Origin of the sequence: Stenotrophomonas sp. ZAC14D2_NAIMI4_6 (assembly GCF_003086875.1) — a bacterium.
Classification (GTDB): domain Bacteria; phylum Pseudomonadota; class Gammaproteobacteria; order Xanthomonadales; family Xanthomonadaceae; genus Stenotrophomonas.
Map to the genome: position 1 here is coordinate 1,994,505 of NZ_CP025996.1, position 17,653 is coordinate 2,012,157.

The 17,653-nt window shown below is 67.8% G+C and carries 15 protein-coding genes; 6 read left to right on the forward strand and 9 right to left on the reverse strand.

Annotated features, from left to right (window positions below):
- Window positions 1–57: 57 nt before the first annotated feature.
- Complete coding sequence (locus C1933_RS09160) at window positions 58–438, reverse strand: hypothetical protein (RefSeq protein WP_159093956.1); 381 nt, start codon at window positions 436–438, stop codon at window positions 58–60.
- A 108-nt stretch (window positions 439–546) separates the two neighbouring features.
- Complete coding sequence (locus C1933_RS09165; RefSeq protein ID WP_108753002.1) at window positions 547–1,794, reverse strand: LysR substrate-binding domain-containing protein; 1,248 nt, start codon at window positions 1,792–1,794, stop codon at window positions 547–549.
- Window positions 1,795–1,894: 100 nt separating this feature from the next.
- Between C1933_RS09165 and C1933_RS09170 the strand changes: the two genes are divergently transcribed.
- The 6 genes from C1933_RS09170 (at window position 1,895) to C1933_RS09195 (ending at window position 8,279) form a co-directional block, all read left to right on the forward strand.
- Entirely contained in the window at window positions 1,895–2,566 is a 672-nt protein-coding gene (locus C1933_RS09170) for a 4-carboxy-4-hydroxy-2-oxoadipate aldolase/oxaloacetate decarboxylase (RefSeq protein WP_108749521.1), read from the forward strand.
- Window positions 2,559–3,614: a 4-oxalomesaconate tautomerase gene (locus C1933_RS09175; protein ID WP_108753003.1), complete on the forward strand. Its 1,056-nt coding sequence runs from the start codon at window positions 2,559–2,561 to the stop codon at window positions 3,612–3,614. Before C1933_RS09170 ends, C1933_RS09175 begins: the two co-directional genes overlap by 8 nt.
- Window positions 3,615–3,657: 43 nt before the next feature.
- Window positions 3,658–4,971 carry a C4-dicarboxylate transporter DctA gene (gene dctA, locus C1933_RS09180; RefSeq protein ID WP_108753004.1) on the forward strand — a complete coding sequence of 438 codons (1,314 nt, stop codon included), beginning with the start codon at window positions 3,658–3,660 and terminating at the stop codon, window positions 4,969–4,971.
- 88 nt (window positions 4,972–5,059) lie between these two features.
- The gene (locus tag C1933_RS09185) at window positions 5,060–6,343 is read left to right on the forward strand and encodes a carbohydrate porin (protein WP_159093957.1); all 1,284 of its coding nucleotides are present in this window, start codon (window positions 5,060–5,062) and stop codon (window positions 6,341–6,343) included.
- 23 nt (window positions 6,344–6,366) lie between these two features.
- Window positions 6,367–7,389, forward strand: a complete 1,023-nt coding sequence (locus C1933_RS09190; protein ID WP_108753006.1) for an amidohydrolase family protein — start codon at window positions 6,367–6,369, stop codon at window positions 7,387–7,389.
- Window positions 7,389–8,279 (forward strand): amidohydrolase family protein, encoded by an 891-nt coding sequence (locus C1933_RS09195; protein ID WP_108753007.1) that lies wholly within the window; start codon window positions 7,389–7,391, stop codon window positions 8,277–8,279. Before C1933_RS09190 ends, C1933_RS09195 begins: the two co-directional genes overlap by 1 nt.
- 88 nt (window positions 8,280–8,367) lie before the next feature.
- On the opposite strand, the gene C1933_RS09200 is transcribed toward C1933_RS09195, so the two are convergent.
- The 7 genes from C1933_RS09200 to C1933_RS09230 all read right to left on the reverse strand — a co-directional run bounded on the left by C1933_RS09200 (window position 8,368) and on the right by C1933_RS09230 (window position 17,549).
- Window positions 8,368–9,282: a hypothetical protein gene (locus C1933_RS09200; protein ID WP_108753008.1), complete on the reverse strand. Its 915-nt coding sequence runs from the start codon at window positions 9,280–9,282 to the stop codon at window positions 8,368–8,370.
- A gap of 40 nt (window positions 9,283–9,322) precedes the next feature.
- Entirely contained in the window at window positions 9,323–10,897 is a 1,575-nt protein-coding gene (locus C1933_RS09205; protein ID WP_108753009.1) for a hypothetical protein, read from the reverse strand.
- A gap of 129 nt (window positions 10,898–11,026) precedes the next feature.
- On the reverse strand, window positions 11,027–12,619 hold the full coding sequence (locus C1933_RS09210; RefSeq protein ID WP_159093958.1) for a hypothetical protein: 1,593 nt from the start codon (window positions 12,617–12,619) through the stop codon (window positions 11,027–11,029).
- Between the two features lie 93 nt (window positions 12,620–12,712).
- Window positions 12,713–13,786, reverse strand: coding sequence for a chemotaxis response regulator protein-glutamate methylesterase (locus C1933_RS09215; RefSeq protein ID WP_108753011.1), 1,074 nt, complete (start codon window positions 13,784–13,786; stop codon window positions 12,713–12,715).
- On the reverse strand, window positions 13,783–14,379 hold the full coding sequence (gene cheD, locus C1933_RS09220; protein WP_079221788.1) for a chemoreceptor glutamine deamidase CheD: 597 nt from the start codon (window positions 14,377–14,379) through the stop codon (window positions 13,783–13,785). Before cheD ends, C1933_RS09215 begins: the two co-directional genes overlap by 4 nt.
- Window positions 14,376–15,245, reverse strand: coding sequence for a CheR family methyltransferase (locus tag C1933_RS09225; protein WP_108749530.1), 870 nt, complete (start codon window positions 15,243–15,245; stop codon window positions 14,376–14,378). Before C1933_RS09225 ends, cheD begins: the two co-directional genes overlap by 4 nt.
- 33 nt (window positions 15,246–15,278) lie before the next feature.
- Window positions 15,279–17,549 (reverse strand): methyl-accepting chemotaxis protein, encoded by a 2,271-nt coding sequence (locus C1933_RS09230; RefSeq protein WP_108753012.1) that lies wholly within the window; start codon window positions 17,547–17,549, stop codon window positions 15,279–15,281.
- Window positions 17,550–17,653 lie beyond the last annotated feature (104 nt).

Genomic DNA, 17,653 nt, shown 5'->3' on the forward strand with positions numbered 1-17,653 from the left:
ATGCGGTAAACGAAGAACCCCCGGTGCGAGCCGGGGGTTTTTTGTGCGCGGAGCCCGTTACTGCCTGGTCCAGTCTGCGTTGCCTTGCAGCCGACGGCCGCCGATCAGCACGTTGCCGCGCTTTCCAGATACGTCCATTTCAAACCATGGCAGTCCGTCGCGGCGGAGCGGACGCACATAGGCCTGGCGGCGGGCGCGGTCGAATTCGATGTAATAGCGGCGCTGCACGTTGGGAGGCTGCGGAATCGACAGGCCTTTCCAGCTGACCTCGACCGCGCCGGGATCCTCACGGCCGATCAGCATCAGCGTAAAGACCACGTCCCCCTGACCGGCCTCGAAGTAGAACAGATCGCCGCTGGCGTTGGCCGGTACCAGGGGCAGTGACAATAGTGCGGCGGCCAGCGCGGCCTTCCAGTTCCTTCTGATCATGCGCGGCATTCCTTGTGCAGTGCTGACATCAAAGCACACTGTGGAGCCTGGTCGATGCTTGGCGACTTGTTGGCTCGATGGGGCAGCCGAGCGTGGGCAAGGGCGCCCCACGCGGCTTCAGCGATAGCGGAATGGCCAGGCGTCAGGGCCATCGCTGCTGCGTTCGGCGCACACCTCGCGGAAGACCTGCAGGAAGGCCTGCTGCGGCCGCGTCGGGTGCCAGTCGGCTCGGGTGGTCAGGCCGATGCGGCGGCGCAGGGCCTGACCGGCCAGGCCCAGGTCGGCCAGCAGGCCAGTCTGGCGTTCGATCAGGAACTGGTCGCGTGACATCAGGGTCAGCCAGTCGTCTTCCAGCAGCAGCCCGCGGGTGATCACCAGCGAGCCACATTCAATGCGCAGCACTGGCGGTTCGTGGCCGTTGTCGCGGAACATCCGTTCCCAGCGTGCGCGCACCGGTGCGCCGGTGGCCGGGATCACCCAGGGGTAGTCGAGCAGCTGCGCAAAGCGCCACGGCTGCTGTGCCGCCAGCGGATGACCGGCGCGGCCCACGATCACCGGATCATCGTCGAACAGGCCTTCCTGCACCACGTCGGGCACCGCGCTGAGATCGCGCATGGCGCCCACCAGCAGGTCCAGGCTGCCTTGGCGCAGGTCGGACAGCAGTTCCGAGAACGGGCCTTCCACCACGTTCACGGTGGCGTCCGGCCAGGCCCGGGCGAAGCGTGCCAGTGCCTGTGGCAGCAGCAGTGCGCGGGCCAGCGGCATCACCCCGATGGCCAGGCGCCCGCCATGCTGGTCGCGCAGGGCGGCCAGCTCGTCCACGCCGGTGGCCAGTTCGGACAGCGCCAGCCGCACCCAGCGCAGCAGGCGTGTGGCGGCCGGCGTGGCCAGCAATGCCTTGCCGCGCCGCTGCAGCAGTGGCACCTCGATCACCGCTTCCAGATCGCGCACGGCGCGATGCATGGCCGGTTGCGAGACACCGGCGCGCGCTGCAGCCAGGGTGAAGCTGCCGGCGCTGTCGACCGCAGTGAGTGCGCGCAGCTGGCTGAGGGTCAGCCGGCGCTCTACCGCGGCCAGTGCCGGAAGCCGTGCGGCGCGACGGGCGGCGCGCACGCCGCGGGCCAGGTAGGCCAGGGCACGCTCGATGCGTGGCACCAGCAGCACCGTGGCCTCGGTGGCGACCATGCCGCCGGGCTGCCGGTCGAACAGCGCTGCATCCAGTTGCCGCTCCAGCCGTGCGATGGCCTGGGTGAGCGCCGGCTGGGACAGATTGATGTGCGGCGCCGCCGCGCTGATGCCGCCGTGGGTGTGCACCGCCAGCAGCGCGTGCAGATGCTTCAGGTTCAGCTCGGGCAGCGCGTTCATGGCACAACTATAACCAGATTGAATGACATGGACGAAAAACGATCTTGAGGGGCTGTGGGCCGCGGAACAGACTGCGCCATCGCCAACGAAGGATGGATGGATGTCCCGCGTCATCACCCGCATCGAGCGCGCCGCACCGGCGCTGATCCAGTCACTGGCCGAGGCCGGCGTGGCCACCGTGCACGAGGCGCAGGGCCGCAGCGGCCTGCTGCACCCGCGGCTGCGCCCGATCTACAGCGGCGCGCGCATTGCGGGCAGCGCAGTGACCGTGTCGGTGCCGCCGGGCGACAACTGGATGATGCATGTGGCCATCGAGCAGCTTGGCGAGGGCGACATCCTGGTGGTGGCGCCGACCAGCGACTGCAGTGATGGCTACTTCGGCGATCTGCTGGCCACCTCGGCACAGGCGCGCGGTTGCCGCGGCCTGGTGATCGATGCCGGGGTGCGCGATGTGCGTGAGCTGACCGCGATGGGCTTCCCGGTCTGGAGCCGCGCGATCCATGCGCAGGGCACGGTGAAGGAAACGCTGGGTTCGGTGAACGTGCCGCTGGTCTGTGGTGGCGCCCTGGTGAATGCGGGTGACGTGGTGATCGCCGACGACGATGGGGTCTGCATCGTGCCGCGTGCCGAGGCGGCACGGGTGGCTGCCGAGGCGCAGGCCCGCGAAGCACGCGAGGCCGACAAGCGCGAGCGCCTGGCCCGTGGCGAACTGGGCCTGGACATCTACGCGATGCGTGAGCGCCTGGCAGCCAAGGGCCTGCGCTATGAGTAAGGGCGTGCGCGCGATGTGGATGCGCGGTGGCACGTCCAAGGGCGGGTTCTTCCTGGCCCAGGACCTGCCGGCCGACGGCGCCGCGCGCGATGCCTTCCTGCTGCGCGCCTATGGTTCGCCTGACGTGCGGCAGATCGATGGCATGGGCGGCGGCGACCCGCTCACCTCGAAGGTGGCGGTCGTATCGCCCTCGCAGCGCGAGGATGCCGATGTTGATTACCTGTTCCTGCAGGTCTTCGTGGACCAGGCGCTGGTAAGCGACGCGCAGAACTGCGGCAACATGCTGGCCGGCGTGGGCCCGTTCGCGATTGAACGCGGGCTGGTGCCGGCACGCGATGGCGTGACCGGGGTGCGCATCTTCATGGCCAACACCGGCACCCTGGCCACCGCCAGCGTGCAGACACCCGCCGGCCGGGTGAGCTATGCCGGTGACGCGCGCATCGACGGCGTGCCGGGTACTGCCGCGCCGGTGCCGCTGGCGTTCGAGGACACGGCCGGTTCCAGCTGCGGCGCGCTGCTGCCGACCGGCAACCCGGTGGATGTGATTGACGGCGTGCAGGTGACCCTGATCGACAACGGCATGCCCTGCGTGGTGCTGCGGGCCTCCGATCTGGGCATCAGCGGGCATGAGGACCGCGCCACGCTGGATGCCGACGACGCACTGAAAGCGCGGCTGGAGGCGATCCGTCTGCAGGCCGGGCCGAAGATGAATCTGGGCGAGGTGGCCGAAAAATCGGTGCCGAAGATGATGCTGGTGGCCGCGCCGGCCGACGGCGGCGCAATCTGCGTGCGCTCGTTCATTCCGCACCGCTGCCACGCCTCCATCGGCGTGCTGGGGGCGGTGACCGTGGCCACGGCCTGCCTGTTGCCGGAATCACCGGCCCAAGCCCTGGCCCGCCTGCCGGGTGGGCAGGTGCAGACGCTGGCGGTGGAGCACCCCAGCGGGGCCACCACCTGCGTGATTGAACTGGACGAGGACGGCCAGGTGGCCCGCGCGGCCATGCTGCGCACCGCACGGAAGCTGTTCGACGGCGAACTGTTCGACTGAACAGGCACCGCCTTTCTATTCTCTGCGACCTGGGAGGGTTGTTATGACCGTGGTAGGGAAGCGGCCGGGCCGCTTTGGAATATTGGGCCAGTTGTGGTTCCAGGTGTTGGCTGGCACCGTGATCGGCGTTCTGCTGGGCTGGCTGCAGCCGGACCTGGGCTCGGCGATGAAGCCGCTGGGTGATGGCTTCATCAAGCTGATCCGGATGATGATCGGACCGATCATCTTCGTCACCGTGGTGCACGGCATTGCCGGCATGCGCGACATGCGCAGCGTGGGCCGCCTGGCGCTGAAGTCGCTGATCTACTTCGAGGTGATCACCATCCTGGCGCTGATCGTCGGTCTGGTGGCGGTGGATCTGTGGCAGCCCGGCACCGGCATGAACATCGATGCGGCGACCATCGACATGGCCAGCATCCAGGGCTACGTGCACACTGCCCACGACCAGTCGATCGTGGCCTACATCATGGCCATCATTCCCAACACGCTGGTCAGTGCCTTCACTGAAGCGCATGTGCTGCAGGTGCTGTTCGTGGCGGTGCTGTTCGGCGTGGCACTGGCCGCCGTCGGTGAACGCGGCAAGCCGGTGATGGACGTGATCGAGAGTGCCTCCGGCGCGCTGTTCAAGATCATCGGCTACATCATGTATGTGGCGCCCATCGGTGCGTTCGGCGCCATCGCTTTCACCGTGGGCCAGTTCGGTGCCGCCTCGCTGCTGTCGCTGGGCGAGCTGATCATCGAGTTCTTCGTGGTCTGCGGGCTGTTCACCGTACTCGTGCTGGGCACGGTGTGCTGGTGGACCGGGGCCAGCCTGTGGCGCCTGCTGGGCTACCTGCGCGACGAGATCATCATCGTGGCGGCCACCACCAGCACCGAGACCGTGCTGCCGCGCCTGATCGAGAAGATGAAAAAGCTGGGCTGCGAGGAGGGGGTGGTCGGTTTCGTGATTCCCGCCGGCTACTCGTTCAACCTGGATGGCACCTGCCTGTACCTGACCACGGTGGCGATCTTCCTGGCCCAGGCCACCAACACCGAACTGACCGTGTGGCACCAGCTGGGGCTGATCGCCGTGCTGCTGCTGACGTCCAAGGGCGCGGCCGGCGTGGCCGGCGCGGCATTCGTGGTGCTGGCCGCCACCCTGGGCACCACCGGCACCATTCCGGTGGCCAGCATTGCCCTGATCCTGGGCATCCACCGCATCCTGGCCGAAGGGCTGACCTTCGTGAACCTGATCGGCAACGCGATTGCGGTGCTGGTGATCGCCAAGTGGGAAGGCAAGCTGGATGAAAAGACCATGGCGGGGCAGATCGGCACCCGCCGCACGCGCCAGCGTCTGCTGGGCGCACAGCCTGCCTGAGGCCATGGCCTGAGCCCTGACGGCCACCGCGCGTGGCCTCCATCGAATGCAACAACCTGGCGCCGGCGGCGCCGGGAAGGGAGAGAACATGTCGCAGTTCCTGCGCACCCCGCTGTACCTGCTGCTGGCCAGTGTGCTGGCCGCGCCGGCCTTCGCCGCTGAACGCAGCGTGCCCGAGGGCATCGACCTGACCCTGGACCTGGTCGGCAACGTGGCCCACAACCCGGTGGGCGGTGTTGAACAGGGCACCGAAGGCTCGTACTGGGTGATGGCCCAGTCGAAGTTCGACCTGGACACACTCTTCGGCGTGCACGGTACCGAGGTTGACGCCCAATGGGCGTGGTTCGCCGGGCGCAACCTGGCACGCGAGAAGATCGGCAACTCGATCAGCGCGCAGCAGACCTGGCGGCCCGTGGCCGGCGGCCGCCTGACCCGCCTGACCGTCCGCCACCGCTTCGACAACGGCCTGAGCATCACCGCCGGGCGCGCGCCGGTGAACAGCTACTTCAACAACTCGCCGCTCAACTGTGTGTTCATGAGCAATGCGATGTGCCTCACCCCGTACGGTGCGATCACCGACCTGGGCATCACCGCCTATCCGAATTCTTCGTGGGCGGGCATCGTGCGCTACGACGTGGATGATCGCTGGTACGCCCAGGCCGGCGTGTTCGATTACAACAATACGCTGAACGAGGCCGGCAAGAACGGCCTGGATTTCTCGGTAGGCGAGGGCACCGGCACGATCAGTGCCTACGAAGTGGGCTACCAGACCAGCTTCGCCAACGATCGCCTGCCGCGCACGTACCGGCTGGGCATGTACCGCAACAGCGATGGTGGCAAGAGCCCGTACTTCGATGCCAACGGCAACTCGGCGGCGCTGACCGGCAAGCCCACCGCGGCGCAGGAGGGCGCGCGCATGGGGTGGTACGCGATGGGTGACCAGACCGTCTGGCGCGGCGCGGGCAAGCGCAACCTGGCCGTGTTCGGGCGGGTGTACGTGAACACCGGAAACGAGGCGCCGGTGGATCATTTCGTGTCGGCCGGCTTCGTCAAGACCGGCACGTTTGCCGGGCGCGACCAGGACACCCTGGCCCTGTTCGTTTCCAACACGCATTTCAGCGACGAGCAGATCGGCTTCTTGCGCGACCGCCGCAGCCGCCATGGTGGGACCGGCGCTCCGCATGCCGACGAGATCATCACCGAGCTCAGCTACGGCTGGGCGGTGAAGAAAGGCATCCGGCTGATGCCGAACCTGCAGTACGTCATCAACCCTGACCCGATCTACGCGCCCACGCGCACCACCAACATCCCCGATGCGCTGATTGTCGGCCTGCGCGTGGATGTGCACTTCGCCCAGCTGTTCGGCTGGTGATCCATCGCCCCAGGAGATCCCCCATGATCATCGACTGCCACGGCCACTACACCACGGCCCCGGCCGGCCACGACGCGTTCCGCAAGGCACAGGTGGCCCACTTCAATGACCGCTCGCTGCCCGCGGCGGTCTATCCCGCGATCAGCGACGACGAGCTGCGCGACAGCGTGGAGGCCAACCAGCTTCGGCTGCTGCGCGAGCGCGGTGCGGACATGACCATCTTCTCGCCGCGCGCCAGCACCATGGCCCACCACATCGGCGACGAACAGGTGAGCGCCGAATGGACGCGCCGCTGCAACGACCTGATCGCGCGGGTGGTGCAGCTGTACCCCGAGCAGTTCATCGGTGTGTGCCAGCTGCCGCAGTCGCCGGGGGTGCCGATCGCCCGTTCGATCGCCGAGCTGGAGCGCTGCGTGAACGAACTCGGCTTCGTCGGCTGCAACCTCAACCCCGATCCCTCCGGCGGCCATTGGGATGGCCTGCCGCTGACCGATCGCAGCTGGTACCCGTTCTTCGAAAAGATGGTGGAACTGGACGTGCCAGCGATGGTGCACGTATCGGGCAGCTGCAATGCCAACTTCCACGCCACCGGCGCGCACTACCTGAACGCGGATACCACCGCCTTCATGCAGTTCCTGCAGGGTGATCTGTTCCGTGACTTCCCGACACTGCGCTTCATCATCCCGCATGGCGGCGGTGCCGTGCCGTACCATTGGGGGCGTTTCCGTGGCCTGGCGGACATGCTGGGCAAGCCGCCGCTGGCCGAGCATGTGATGAAGAACGTGTACTTCGATACCTGCGTGTACCACCAGCCGGGCATCGACCTGCTGTTCGAGGTGATCGACATCGACAACATCCTGTTCGGTTCGGAAATGGTCGGCGCGGTGCGCGGCATCGACCCGCAGACCGGCCACTTCTTCGATGACACCCGCCGCTACGTCGATGCCCTGGCGATTTCGGCGCAGGACCGTTACAAGGTGTTCGAAGGCAATGCGCGCCGTGTCTACCCGCGGCTGGATGCCCAGCTGAAGGCCAGGGGGCTGTGATGGCCGCATTCCAGAAAGATGCCGACTGGCTGGATTACTGTGCCCACCCGAGCCGGCCGCAGTTCGTGCCGCCGCCCGGTGCGGTGGATGCACACTGTCATGTGTTCGGGCCGGGCGATGTGTTTCCGTATGCGCCCGAACGCAAGTACACCCCTTGCGACGCCGGCAAGGCGCAGCTGTTCGCGCTGCGCGATTTCCTGGGCTTCAGCCGCAACGTGATCGTGCAGGCCACCTGCCATGGCGCCGACAACCGTGCCCTGGTGGACGCGCTGCAGGCCAGCGACGGCCTGGCCCGGGGCGTGGCCACGGTGCGCGACAGCGTGAGCGATGAGGAGCTGCAGCAGCTGCATGCGGCTGGGGTGCGGGGCGTGCGCTTCAACTTCGTGCGCCGGCTGGTCGATCCGAAGCCGGATGCCTATTACCACGCGATCATCGATCGCATCGCGCCGCTGGGCTGGCATGTGGTGGTGTACTTTGAGGCGGCCGATCTGGCCGAGCGCTGGAGTTTCTTCACCACGTTGCCGACCACCGTGGTGGTGGACCACATGGGCCGCCCCGACGTGAGCCAGCCGGTGGATGGGCCGGAGTTCCAGCGCTTCGTGCGACTGATGGCCGAGCACGGCAACGTGTGGAGCAAGGTCAGCTGCCCCGAGCGGCTGTCACGTGTGGGGCCGCCCGGGTACGCCGATGTGGTGCCGTTCGCCCGGCACCTGGTGCAGCAGTTCCCGGACCGGGTGCTATGGGGGACCGACTGGCCGCACCCGAACATGAAGGACCACATGCCCGACGACGGCCATCTGGTGGACGTGATTCCGCATATCGCGCCGACGCCTGGGTTGCAGCGCAGGCTGCTGGTGGACAACCCGATGCGGCTGTACTGGGGCGAGTAGATCCACGCCATGCGTGGATGGCGGCGCGCGCGATGCACCCGGGGTCAGAGCCCTTGCCTGCGGCAAGGGGTCCGACCCTGGGCTGGGGTCAGGCCTGGGTGACGGCGGTCGCGTCTTCGGCTACCGCCGGCGCGTCTGCCGGCGGCTCCGGTTCGGCGGCGGTCTCCGGCAACACGCCATGGTCGGGGAACAGGCGCGGCAGTTCGGCCACGAAGCGGGCGATGCAGGCCTCGGCGAAGTCGCGCGAGGCGGCCTTGGCCTTGGCATAGTCGTCGGCCTGCCATTCCTGCAGCGGGGCGACCTGTGCCTCGTCCTGGCAGTGCACGCCCTGGCCGCCGCTTGCGCTGCGGAACATCCTGCGCACCACCGGGAAGCCGATGGTGGCGTCGTGGCGCAGCTCGTACGGCGTGTCCGCATCACCGAGCTTCTGGTAAACCAGCGACCACTGGCCGGCGCTGGCTTCGACGGTGCGCTCGTCGCTGGGGATGGCGCCGGGATGGGCGGCGAAGTAGATCGCCAGCTGTTCGCGGATCATCGCCGGCAACAGCCCGAACGCGGGGCTGGGCACGGCACCGATGCTGTCGCCGCGCACGTTGTTCTTGCTGAAGGTGCTGGTCTGGCCACCGATGCCGGCCAACGTGCCCAGCGCAAACAGACCGACCTTGGCGGCGGTAGCGCCGGCGGTGTCACCGCGCATCACCAGGCGCAGGGTCGGATCGCCGTAGCGATTGCCGTCGGGCCCGGTGCCCAGCCCGGAGGTGATCTTGATGCGCTGCAGGCTGCTGTAGTCCTGCACGGCGGCCGCAACCGGCGCAGCAACAGTCTCGGCGGCCGGTTCCGGCATGGCCTCGGTTGCCGGTTCGGCCGCGGGTTCGGGCGTCGCCACGAGGGTGGTTGCCGCGGTGGTGTCGGACGCGGGTGCTGGGTCGCTGGCATGGGCCGATGCGGATAGCAGCAGGCTGGCGGCGATCGCGGCGGTGAGACAAGCGGGGCGTACTGCCATGGTGATACTCCTTGGAAAAGCGGAACGGGCGCGCTGCGGCTTACTGCCCAGCGAACTCCTTGATCGGGAAGGCCTTGCAGCGCTCGACGGCGGCGGTGATATCAACCGGCGCATCGGCGGCGGCACCACGGCGCTGGTTCACCGACGCGGTCTCTTCCCACAGGCTGGGCAGCACCCGCGGCGCGTCCAGCACCCGGTCGCGCACGGCATCGTGCAGCACGCTGCTGTAGTCCGATGACGGCGCCACCACGCACAGGCGGGTGCCGGGCGTGCTGCTGGCCTGCTGCAGCATCTGCTGCAGTGCTTCGCTGCTGCCTGCTTCGTCACGCAGCTGCTGTGCGGCACTGCCCTGGCTCGCGTCCTGGATCTGCAGCTGGCCGGGGTTGAACAGCAGGACCTGCATCTCCTGGCGTGGCTCGATGCGCACCGGCGCACGCGTGCGCTCGCAGATGGTGGGGGTGGGTCGGGCCTGCTGCGGCGTCACGCTGCCATCGGCGTGAACCTGGCGGACATGCAGCCGGCACATCTTGTCGGCCACTTCAAACTCCACTTCATAGTCCTGGCCCGGCTTGGGCACGAACTGGCCGGACAGCGTGCCCGTGCAGTACAGGCCGCTCTTGGGATCAAAGGCCGCCTCGAAGATCAGCGGCTTGCCACCTGGGACTTCGTATTCCTGGTAACTGAGCGTGGAGAACCGTTGGCTCTGCTTGCTGCGCAGCGCTTCGGTGCTGGGAATGCCGAGCAGGCCCTTGTCACCGGCATTGTTGTACTTGACGTCGATGCGGTCGCGGTAGTCGTCGCGGCACGACGCATCGGTAAGCAGGGTGGTGGTCCGGCCGAAATCGGCGTACACGCGCACCCGTGCCGGCGGCACGACACCACCGGCGTAGGCGCTGAGATCTTCAGCCGCCAGCGGGCGCGGATACATGGCCGGAATGCGCTTGATCAGCTTTTCGATGCACTTCATGGTGATCATCTGCGCGGCGCTCTTCAGCCGGGCGTAGTCGTTGGCCTGCCAGGTGCCCAACGTCGCGCGTTCGTCGCTGTCGCTGCAGCGGATGATCTCGGCCAGGCTGCCATCGGCGCGGCGCTGCTGGATGGTGCTGGTGTGGTTGAGCCGGTACAGCGGATCCTTGCGGGTGTTGCCCTGGTGTACCAGCGCCCAGGTTTCGGCATTGAAGCGCAGGGTGCTGGTCTGGGTCGGTAGTGCGTCGGGCGCATAACGGAAATAGCCGCCCACCAGCGCCTTGGCCACGTTCGGCATCAGCGTGATGGCCGGGCTGGCCTGGCCTTCGATGATGGTGCCGGGCAGCTGGTTGCGGCGGCCGTAGTCGGGCTCGTTGCCACTGAACAGCAGGGACAGTCCCTTCGGCGTCAGTGCCTCGCTGTCATCGGGGGTGACGATGCGCAGCGCCACGTCCGGTGCGTGCAGCGGCTTGGCGGCGGTGTCCGGACCGCTGAGGATCTGCACGCGTTCGCTCCACGCATCGGCAGCGTCGGTGGCGGGCGAGGGCGCCTGCGGAGATGCCGGCTGGGTGGCCGCGGTGGCCAGCAGCGGTGCAAGCAGGGCCGCTGCCAGCAGCGTGGTTCGGGAGGGGAGGCGGCGCAGGGCCATGGTCAAGCTCCTTGAGAAACAGAAACAGCCATGCCGGCCCTTCCGGTGCCGGCATTCGAACGAGGTGTTGTCGAGCGGTTGCTGCGGTCCGGTCAGTTCTGGGCCAGCGCTACCGTCGCAGGCGATGGGTTATTGCACGCGGAAGTCCAGACGGGGCAGGGTCTGGCAGTGCTGCACGGCGGCCTGCAGATCCAGCGGTGCTGCCGGGGCTGCGTGGCGCGCCTGATTGACCGTCTCGGCGGCCTCCCACAGGCCAGGCAATGCCGCCCCACGCTCGAGCACGTAGTCGCGCAGCAGCGTGTTCAATGGGCTGGCGTGATCCTGCGCAGGCACGATCACGCAGGCGCGGGTTCCCGGCGTGGCCACCATCTGCTGCAACAGCGTCTGCAGTCGCGCAGCATCGGCAGGACCGTCGGCCAGCTGCAGCGGGGGGCTGTCCCTGTCCGCAGGCTGCACCTGCAACGTGTTGTCGGCGAACAGAAAGACGCCCATGGCGTCCAGCGGTTCGCGCGGGGTCTCCGCTGTGAGGGTGGTGTAGTCCACGTCAGGACGCGTGCACGTCTCCGGCGCACGCCGGGTCGGCACCGCGAGCCGGACACCCTCGGCATCGACGCTATGGACGTTCAACCTGCAGACCTGGCCGACGATATCCATCTTCACTTCGTAATCCACACCGGTAACCGGCACGATCTGTACCGCCAACGTGCCGCTGCAGAACGCGCCGCGGTGGCGCACGTCCGCGTCGAAGATCAACGGCTGCCCGGCCTGCACCGCATATTCGCGGTACTTCGGCGACTTCAGGCTGCGCAGGGTTTCGGTTTCTGCGATACCGAGGCTGAGGTTGCCCGCCTCGGTGTCCAGCGCATTGGCGTTGCTGGAGGCGGGCCAACGCGGGTCATCGAAGCGTCGGCTGCCGTCGGCCAGGCAGTAGGCATCGCCGAGCATGGTGACCCGTTCTGTTGCCGAGTTGAAAACCCGCACGCGTGCCGTGCCGTCACCGCTGCCTGCAGTGGGGAGCGGCTGCGGGAAGAACTGTGGCAGCTTGCTGACAAAGCGCTGCACGCAGGCGGCGGCCAGTTCGCGGGCACTGGCGCGCAGTCGCGCGTAGTCGTTGGCCTGCCATTGTTCGAGCGTGGCCTCGCGCCCGGGGTCGTTGCAGTACGCAGCGTCCACCGTGCTGCCGTCCGGTTGCTGCAGGCGCAGGCGGGTGAAGTGGCTGAGCTGATAGAGCTGTTGCCCTGCCTTGGGCTTCTGGTAGACCAGGGCCCACTCATTCGCCTCTACCTTCAACAGCGTGCGGCCCTGGGGAATCGCACCGGGGAACAGGGTGAAGTACTGCTGCAGCCAGTCATTGAACAAGCTGGGCATGAGGTCCATGGCTGGGCTGGGTACTGCCTGGACATCGGTCCCGCGCAGGTGCTTGGGATCCAGCCGGGTAGTGGAGCTGGCGCCGAAGACCTGGCGTACAAACTGCCCGGTCTTGGCCGCGCCGGTGATGCGCTCGCCATCTTCGGGGGTGACGATGCGCAGTACGACATCCGGGTGGTGATCGTGGATGTGCTGGCCGGCGCCGGCGCTGATCGCCACGTGCTCTGTCCAGCCTGCGGGGGAAGGTGTGGGTGCCGCTGGCGGGGCGTCGGTTCGACCGGTGCCGCTGGCGAGTGTCGGCAGCAGGCACGCGGCGGCAAGCGCGCCGCGCAGTGGAATCAGGCGTAATGCCATGGTGAAACTCCTTGAAAGTGGAACAGCACGGGCGGCCCTGAGCGGGCCGCCTGTGGATGACGTTGAATTGTGAGGCGGAAGACGCCTGCGCGGTCAGCCGCGGGCCAGCGCCAGCAGGCGCTCGGCGATGCGCTCCAGCGGCACCTGCTCTTCGGCGGCGCCCAGCTTGAACGCCGCGCCGGGCATGCCCCAGACCACACTGGTGGCCTCGTCCTGCACCAGCGTGGGCGCGCCGGCCTGGCGCATTTCCAGCAGGCCGCGCGCGCCATCGTCACCCATGCCGGTGAGGATGGCACCGATGGCATTGCCACCGGCACTCTGCGCGACCGAGCGGAACAGCACGTCAACGGCCGGCTTGTGCCGGTTCACCGCCGGGCCGTCGTCGATGCGGCAGCGCCAGCGGGCACCGTCGCGGATGATGCGCAGGTGCTTGCCGCCGGGCGGCAGGTAGGCATGGCCCGGCAGCACGGCTTCGCCATCGCTGGCTTCGCGCACGGCCATGGCCGAATGGCGGTCCAGGCGTTCGGCGAAGGCGGTGCTGAAGCTGGCCGGCAGGTGCTGGGTCATCACCACCGCCGGGGCGTCGGCGGGCATGCCTTCCAGCACCACGCGCAGCGCTTCGGTGCCGCCGGCCGAGGAGCCGATGGCAATCAGCCGGTCGGTGGTGCGGAACTGCGGTGCGGCCGGGCGCAGCGACGGTGCCGCGTCCAGCAGCACCTTCGGCGCCGCCGCACGCACCAGCGGTCGCACCCGCGAACGGGCGGCCATCTTGACCTTGCCGATGATCTCCTCGGCGTAGCCCTGCAGCCCACGCGCCACGTCAAGCTTGGGTTTGGAAACGAAATCCACCGCGCCCAGTGCAAGCGCCTGCAGCGTGGTGTCCGCGCCGCGCTCGGTCAGCGAGGAAATCATCACCACCGGCAACGGATGCAGGCGCATCAGGTTTTCCAGGAACGCCAGGCCGTCCATGCGTGGCATTTCCACGTCCAGGGTGATCACATCCGGGGCCAGGCGCTTGATCTTCTCGCGCGCCAGCAGCGGGTCGGCGGCGGTGCCGACCACGTCGATGCCCGGATCGCTGGACAGGATTTCGGTGAGCATCTGCCGGACCACGGCAGAGTCGTCGACGATCAGTACCCGGCAGGGGGCGTTGCCGGGCGCGTTCATTCGAACAGCTCCACGCCGCCGGTGACCGGGGCCTTGGACAGGCGGGCACGCACGGCCGATTCGGTGGCGGCCACTTCGGCCTCGTGCGCGTGCGGCAGGCGTTGCACCACCACGCGGCCGGTATCGGCGAAGAACCAGATCTTGCGCGGATGGATGCCGCACAGGTCTTCGGCAATGATCGGAATGTGTTCGGCCTGCAGGTACTGGCGCACGAACTCGGCGTTGCGGGTGCCAACCGGATTGCTGGTGAAGCCCTTCAGCACGTTTGCGCCGCCGAACACCTTCGCTTCGATGCGCTTGCGGTGGGCGCCGCGCTTGAGCATGTCGTTGATCAGCAGTTCCATGGCGTAGCTGCCATAGCGCGCGGGGGCGCCATCGCCGGCGTTGCCTTCGGGCAGCAGGAAGTGGTTCATGCCGCCGATCTTCAGCACCGGATCGCGCAGGCAGGCGGCCACGCAGGAACCCAGCGTGGTGGTCAGTGCGGTGGTGTCGTCCACCACCAGGTACTGGGTGGGCAGCAGCTTGGCTGCCACGGTCTTGAAGCGTGCGTCCTGGTAGCGCATCACATCGTCGGTGCGCAGTGATGCATTCATGCGCCGGCTCCCTGTGCGCGTCGGTACAGCGTGCGGCCACACGGCTGGATCAGGTCGGCCGCGTGCAGATAGTTTTCCGAATGCCCGGTGTAGAGCAGGCCATCGTCGGCCAGATGGTTCACCAGCCGGCCCAGGATGGCGCGCTGGGTCGGCTTGTCGAAGTAGATCATCACGTTGCGGCAGAACAATGCGTCGAACGGACCGCCCACGTCGTAGCGCGGTGCCAGCAGGTTGAGCGGGCGATATTCGATCAGCTCGCGCAGGGCCGGCAGCACGCGGCACTGGCCTTCGTTGGGGCCGCTGCCGCGCTGGAAGTACCGGCGGCGCAGGTCCGGGTCCAGGCTGGCCACGCGGTCGATGTTGTAGACGCCGCGGCCGGCGGTGGCCAGCACCTGGGTGTCCACGTCGGTGGCGATGATGCGCACCGGCGGCTTCAGCGTACCGAAGGCCTCGCACGCGGTGATGGCCATGGAGTAGGGCTCTTCACCGGTGGACGCCGCGCACGACCACAGCAGGAGCGGACCGCGGCCGGTGCGCTTCTGCAGTTCTTCGCGCAGCTTGTCGAAGTGGTGCGGCTCGCGGAAGAACGAGGTGAGGTTGGTGGTGAGCGCGTTGGTGAACGCCTGCCATTCCTCGCCTTCGCCCTGTTCCAGATGGTCCAGGTACTGCTGGAAGCTGCGCATGCCCAGTGCGCGCAGGCGCCGCGACAGGCGCCCGTAGACCATGTCCCGCTTGGCGGGGGCCAGGGCGATGCCTACGCGCTGGTAGATCAGGTCGCAGACGCGGCGGAAATCACGGTCGGCGAATTCGAATTCGCGGGGGCCGGTCACGATGGGGGTTGGGCTCTGCACGGGGGAGGTGTCCATCGGGTGGGCGGCGGCCGAAGCCGCCGCGGGGGATCAGAATTCCTGCCAGTCACCGTCGCTGGAAGCGACCGGGCTGGAAGGCGTGCGCGGTGCCGCGGTGCGCACGGCCTGCGGGCGGGCAGGGGCGCGCACGATGGCGTGCGCGGGCGGGGCGACGCGGGCGGCCACGGCCTTCACCGCCGCCGACACCTGGTTGTCCAGGCGGAAGATGGCCACTGCATCGGCCAGCTGCGCGGCCTGGTCTTCCATGGCGCGTGCGGCAGCGGTGGCTTCTTCCACCAGCGCGGCATTCTGCTGGGTGGTTTCGTCCATCTGCACCACGGTCTGGTTGACCTGCTCGATGCCGGCGCTCTGCTCCTGCGACGCCGCGGAGATCTCGGCCATGATGTCGGTCACGCGCTGCACCGAGGCGACGATCTCGCCCATGGTGGCGCCGGCCTGGTGGACCAGTGCCGAACCTTCGTTGACCTTGCCGACCGAGTCGTCGATCAGGCCCTTGATCTCCTTGGCCGCTGCAGCCGAGCGCTGCGCCAGGGTACGCACTTCGCTGGCGACCACGGCAAAGCCACGGCCCTGCTCGCCGGCACGCGCGGCTTCCACCGCAGCGTTCAGGGCCAGGATGTTGGTCTGGAAGGCGATGCCATCGATCACGCTGATGATCTCGGCGATCTTCTTCGAAGACGCTTCGATGGCCGACATGGTGGTGACCACCTGGCCGACCACTTCGCCGCCCTGCGAGGCCACGCCGTGCGCGCCGATGGCCAGCTGGTTGGCCTGGCGGGCGTGTTCGGCGTTCTGGCGCACGGTGGAGGTCAGTTCCTCCATCGACGCAGCGGTTTCTTCCAGGTTGGCAGCCTGCTGTTCGGTGCGGCGCGAGAGATCGCTGTTGCCCGAGGCGATTTCGCCGGCGGCCAGGGTGATGCTGGAGGTGCTGGCCTGGATCTGGCCGACGATCTGGGTCAGCTGCGCGACGGTGCTGTTTGCATCGTCGCGCATGCGGGCGAACACGCCCTGGTAGTCACCGTGCATGCGGGTGGTCAGGTCGCCTTCGGCGATGGCCGACAGCAGCTGCGAGAGCTTGCCCAGGTTGTCATCGCTGACCGCCATCATGGCGTTGAGGTTTTCCAGCATCACGCGGAAATCGTGATTGAAGCGCTGGGCATCGCCACGCTGGCTGAAATCACCGGCGGCGGCGGCGGCGGCCAACTGCTTGATTTCGGCGTTGATGCGACCCAGGTTGGCCTTGACCGTATCGACGGTGATGGTCATGGCGGCCTTTTCGCCGGGGTAGCGCGCCACGTCGCGGCTGAGGTCGCCCACGGCGTACTGCTGCACCACGTCCAGCACATCGTGCAGGGTCTGCACGTGGCTGCCGACCAGGGTGTTGGTTTCCTGCACCATCAGGCCGTATTCGCCGGGGAAGGCGGCGGCGTCGATGCGGTAGCTGAGTTCACCGCCATCGTGGCGGCGGGCCATTTCGCGCTGGGCGGTGATGACCGCGTGCAGCTGCTGCTGCATGCGCGACATCGATTCGAGCAGGCGGCCCGGTTCGTCGTGCGGCTGCGGGCCGATATGGCTGTCCAGCTTGCCGCGCGCAATGCCTTCGGCCACCGCGGTGGCCTGCTTCAGCGGTACGGCGATGCGGTTGCCGATGATCCAGCTCAGGCCCAGCACGATCAGCACCATCAGGCCACCGGACAGCGCCATGATGCCGGTGAAGGCCCAGGCGTCGCTCTGCACGTCGTCCATGTAGACGCCGGTGGTGACCACCCACTTCCAGGGTTCGTACATGCCGGCGTAGGTGATCTTGTCGATCAGGCCTTCCTTGCCGGGCTTGGTGGTCTGGTAGTAGGTGTAGCCGCCGCCGAGGCGGGCCATGCCGACCTGCAGGTAGTAGATCGGCACGCCGTCATCGGAGGTGTAATCCTTCTGCACGGTGCCTACGCGCTTGGGCGCGAACGGGTGCATCAGCACGCGGTACTGGGTGTCCAGCACGTTGTAGTAGTCGGCATCGTTGTTGGCGCGCATGACTTCCAGCGCCTGCAGCGCGGCGGCCTTGGCGGCCTCTTCGGTCAGTTCGCCGGTGCCGGCCAGGCGCTTGTAGTGGTCCAGCACGCCGTAGGTCAGTTCGACCTGGGTGCGCAGGGTGTCCTTGCGCGTTTCGGTCAGGTCCAGGTACTGCATGCGGGCGGCGATCACCGACAGCGCGATCACGCCGATCGCGATCATCAGCGTGAGCAGGTTGAGCTTGCGCCGGACGGAAAGGTTGCTGAAGTAGTGTTGCCAGCGATGCAGGAGGTTCATGAAGCGGGACCAGGTCGAGACGGGCGGGCGGCGCCAGTACCGGTGACGGCGCGGCCGGCCGTGACAGAACGGTTATCGGCCGGGGGCGGGGAGATTTGAGGGTG

Bases quoted from the DNA above. Each gene is read 5' to 3' on its own strand.
- C1933_RS09160 (WP_159093956.1), bottom strand. From the start codon at position 438: ATGCCGCGCATGATCAGAAGGAACTGGAAGGCCGCGCTGGCCGCCGCA.
- C1933_RS09165 (WP_108753002.1), bottom strand. From the start codon at position 1,794: ATGAACGCGCTGCCCGAGCTGAACCTGAAGCATCTGCACGCGCTGCTG.
- C1933_RS09170 (WP_108749521.1), top strand. From the start codon at position 1,895: ATGTCCCGCGTCATCACCCGCATCGAGCGCGCCGCACCGGCGCTGATC.
- C1933_RS09175 (WP_108753003.1), top strand. From the start codon at position 2,559: ATGAGTAAGGGCGTGCGCGCGATGTGGATGCGCGGTGGCACGTCCAAG.
- dctA (WP_108753004.1), top strand. From the start codon at position 3,658: ATGACCGTGGTAGGGAAGCGGCCGGGCCGCTTTGGAATATTGGGCCAG.
- C1933_RS09185 (WP_159093957.1), top strand. From the start codon at position 5,060: ATGTCGCAGTTCCTGCGCACCCCGCTGTACCTGCTGCTGGCCAGTGTG.
- C1933_RS09190 (WP_108753006.1), top strand. From the start codon at position 6,367: ATGATCATCGACTGCCACGGCCACTACACCACGGCCCCGGCCGGCCAC.
- C1933_RS09195 (WP_108753007.1), top strand. From the start codon at position 7,389: ATGGCCGCATTCCAGAAAGATGCCGACTGGCTGGATTACTGTGCCCAC.
- C1933_RS09200 (WP_108753008.1), bottom strand. From the start codon at position 9,282: ATGGCAGTACGCCCCGCTTGTCTCACCGCCGCGATCGCCGCCAGCCTG.
- C1933_RS09205 (WP_108753009.1), bottom strand. From the start codon at position 10,897: ATGGCCCTGCGCCGCCTCCCCTCCCGAACCACGCTGCTGGCAGCGGCC.
- C1933_RS09210 (WP_159093958.1), bottom strand. From the start codon at position 12,619: ATGGCATTACGCCTGATTCCACTGCGCGGCGCGCTTGCCGCCGCGTGC.
- C1933_RS09215 (WP_108753011.1), bottom strand. From the start codon at position 13,786: ATGAACGCGCCCGGCAACGCCCCCTGCCGGGTACTGATCGTCGACGAC.
- cheD (WP_079221788.1), bottom strand. From the start codon at position 14,379: ATGAATGCATCACTGCGCACCGACGATGTGATGCGCTACCAGGACGCA.
- C1933_RS09225 (WP_108749530.1), bottom strand. From the start codon at position 15,245: ATGGACACCTCCCCCGTGCAGAGCCCAACCCCCATCGTGACCGGCCCC.
- C1933_RS09230 (WP_108753012.1), bottom strand. From the start codon at position 17,549: ATGAACCTCCTGCATCGCTGGCAACACTACTTCAGCAACCTTTCCGTC.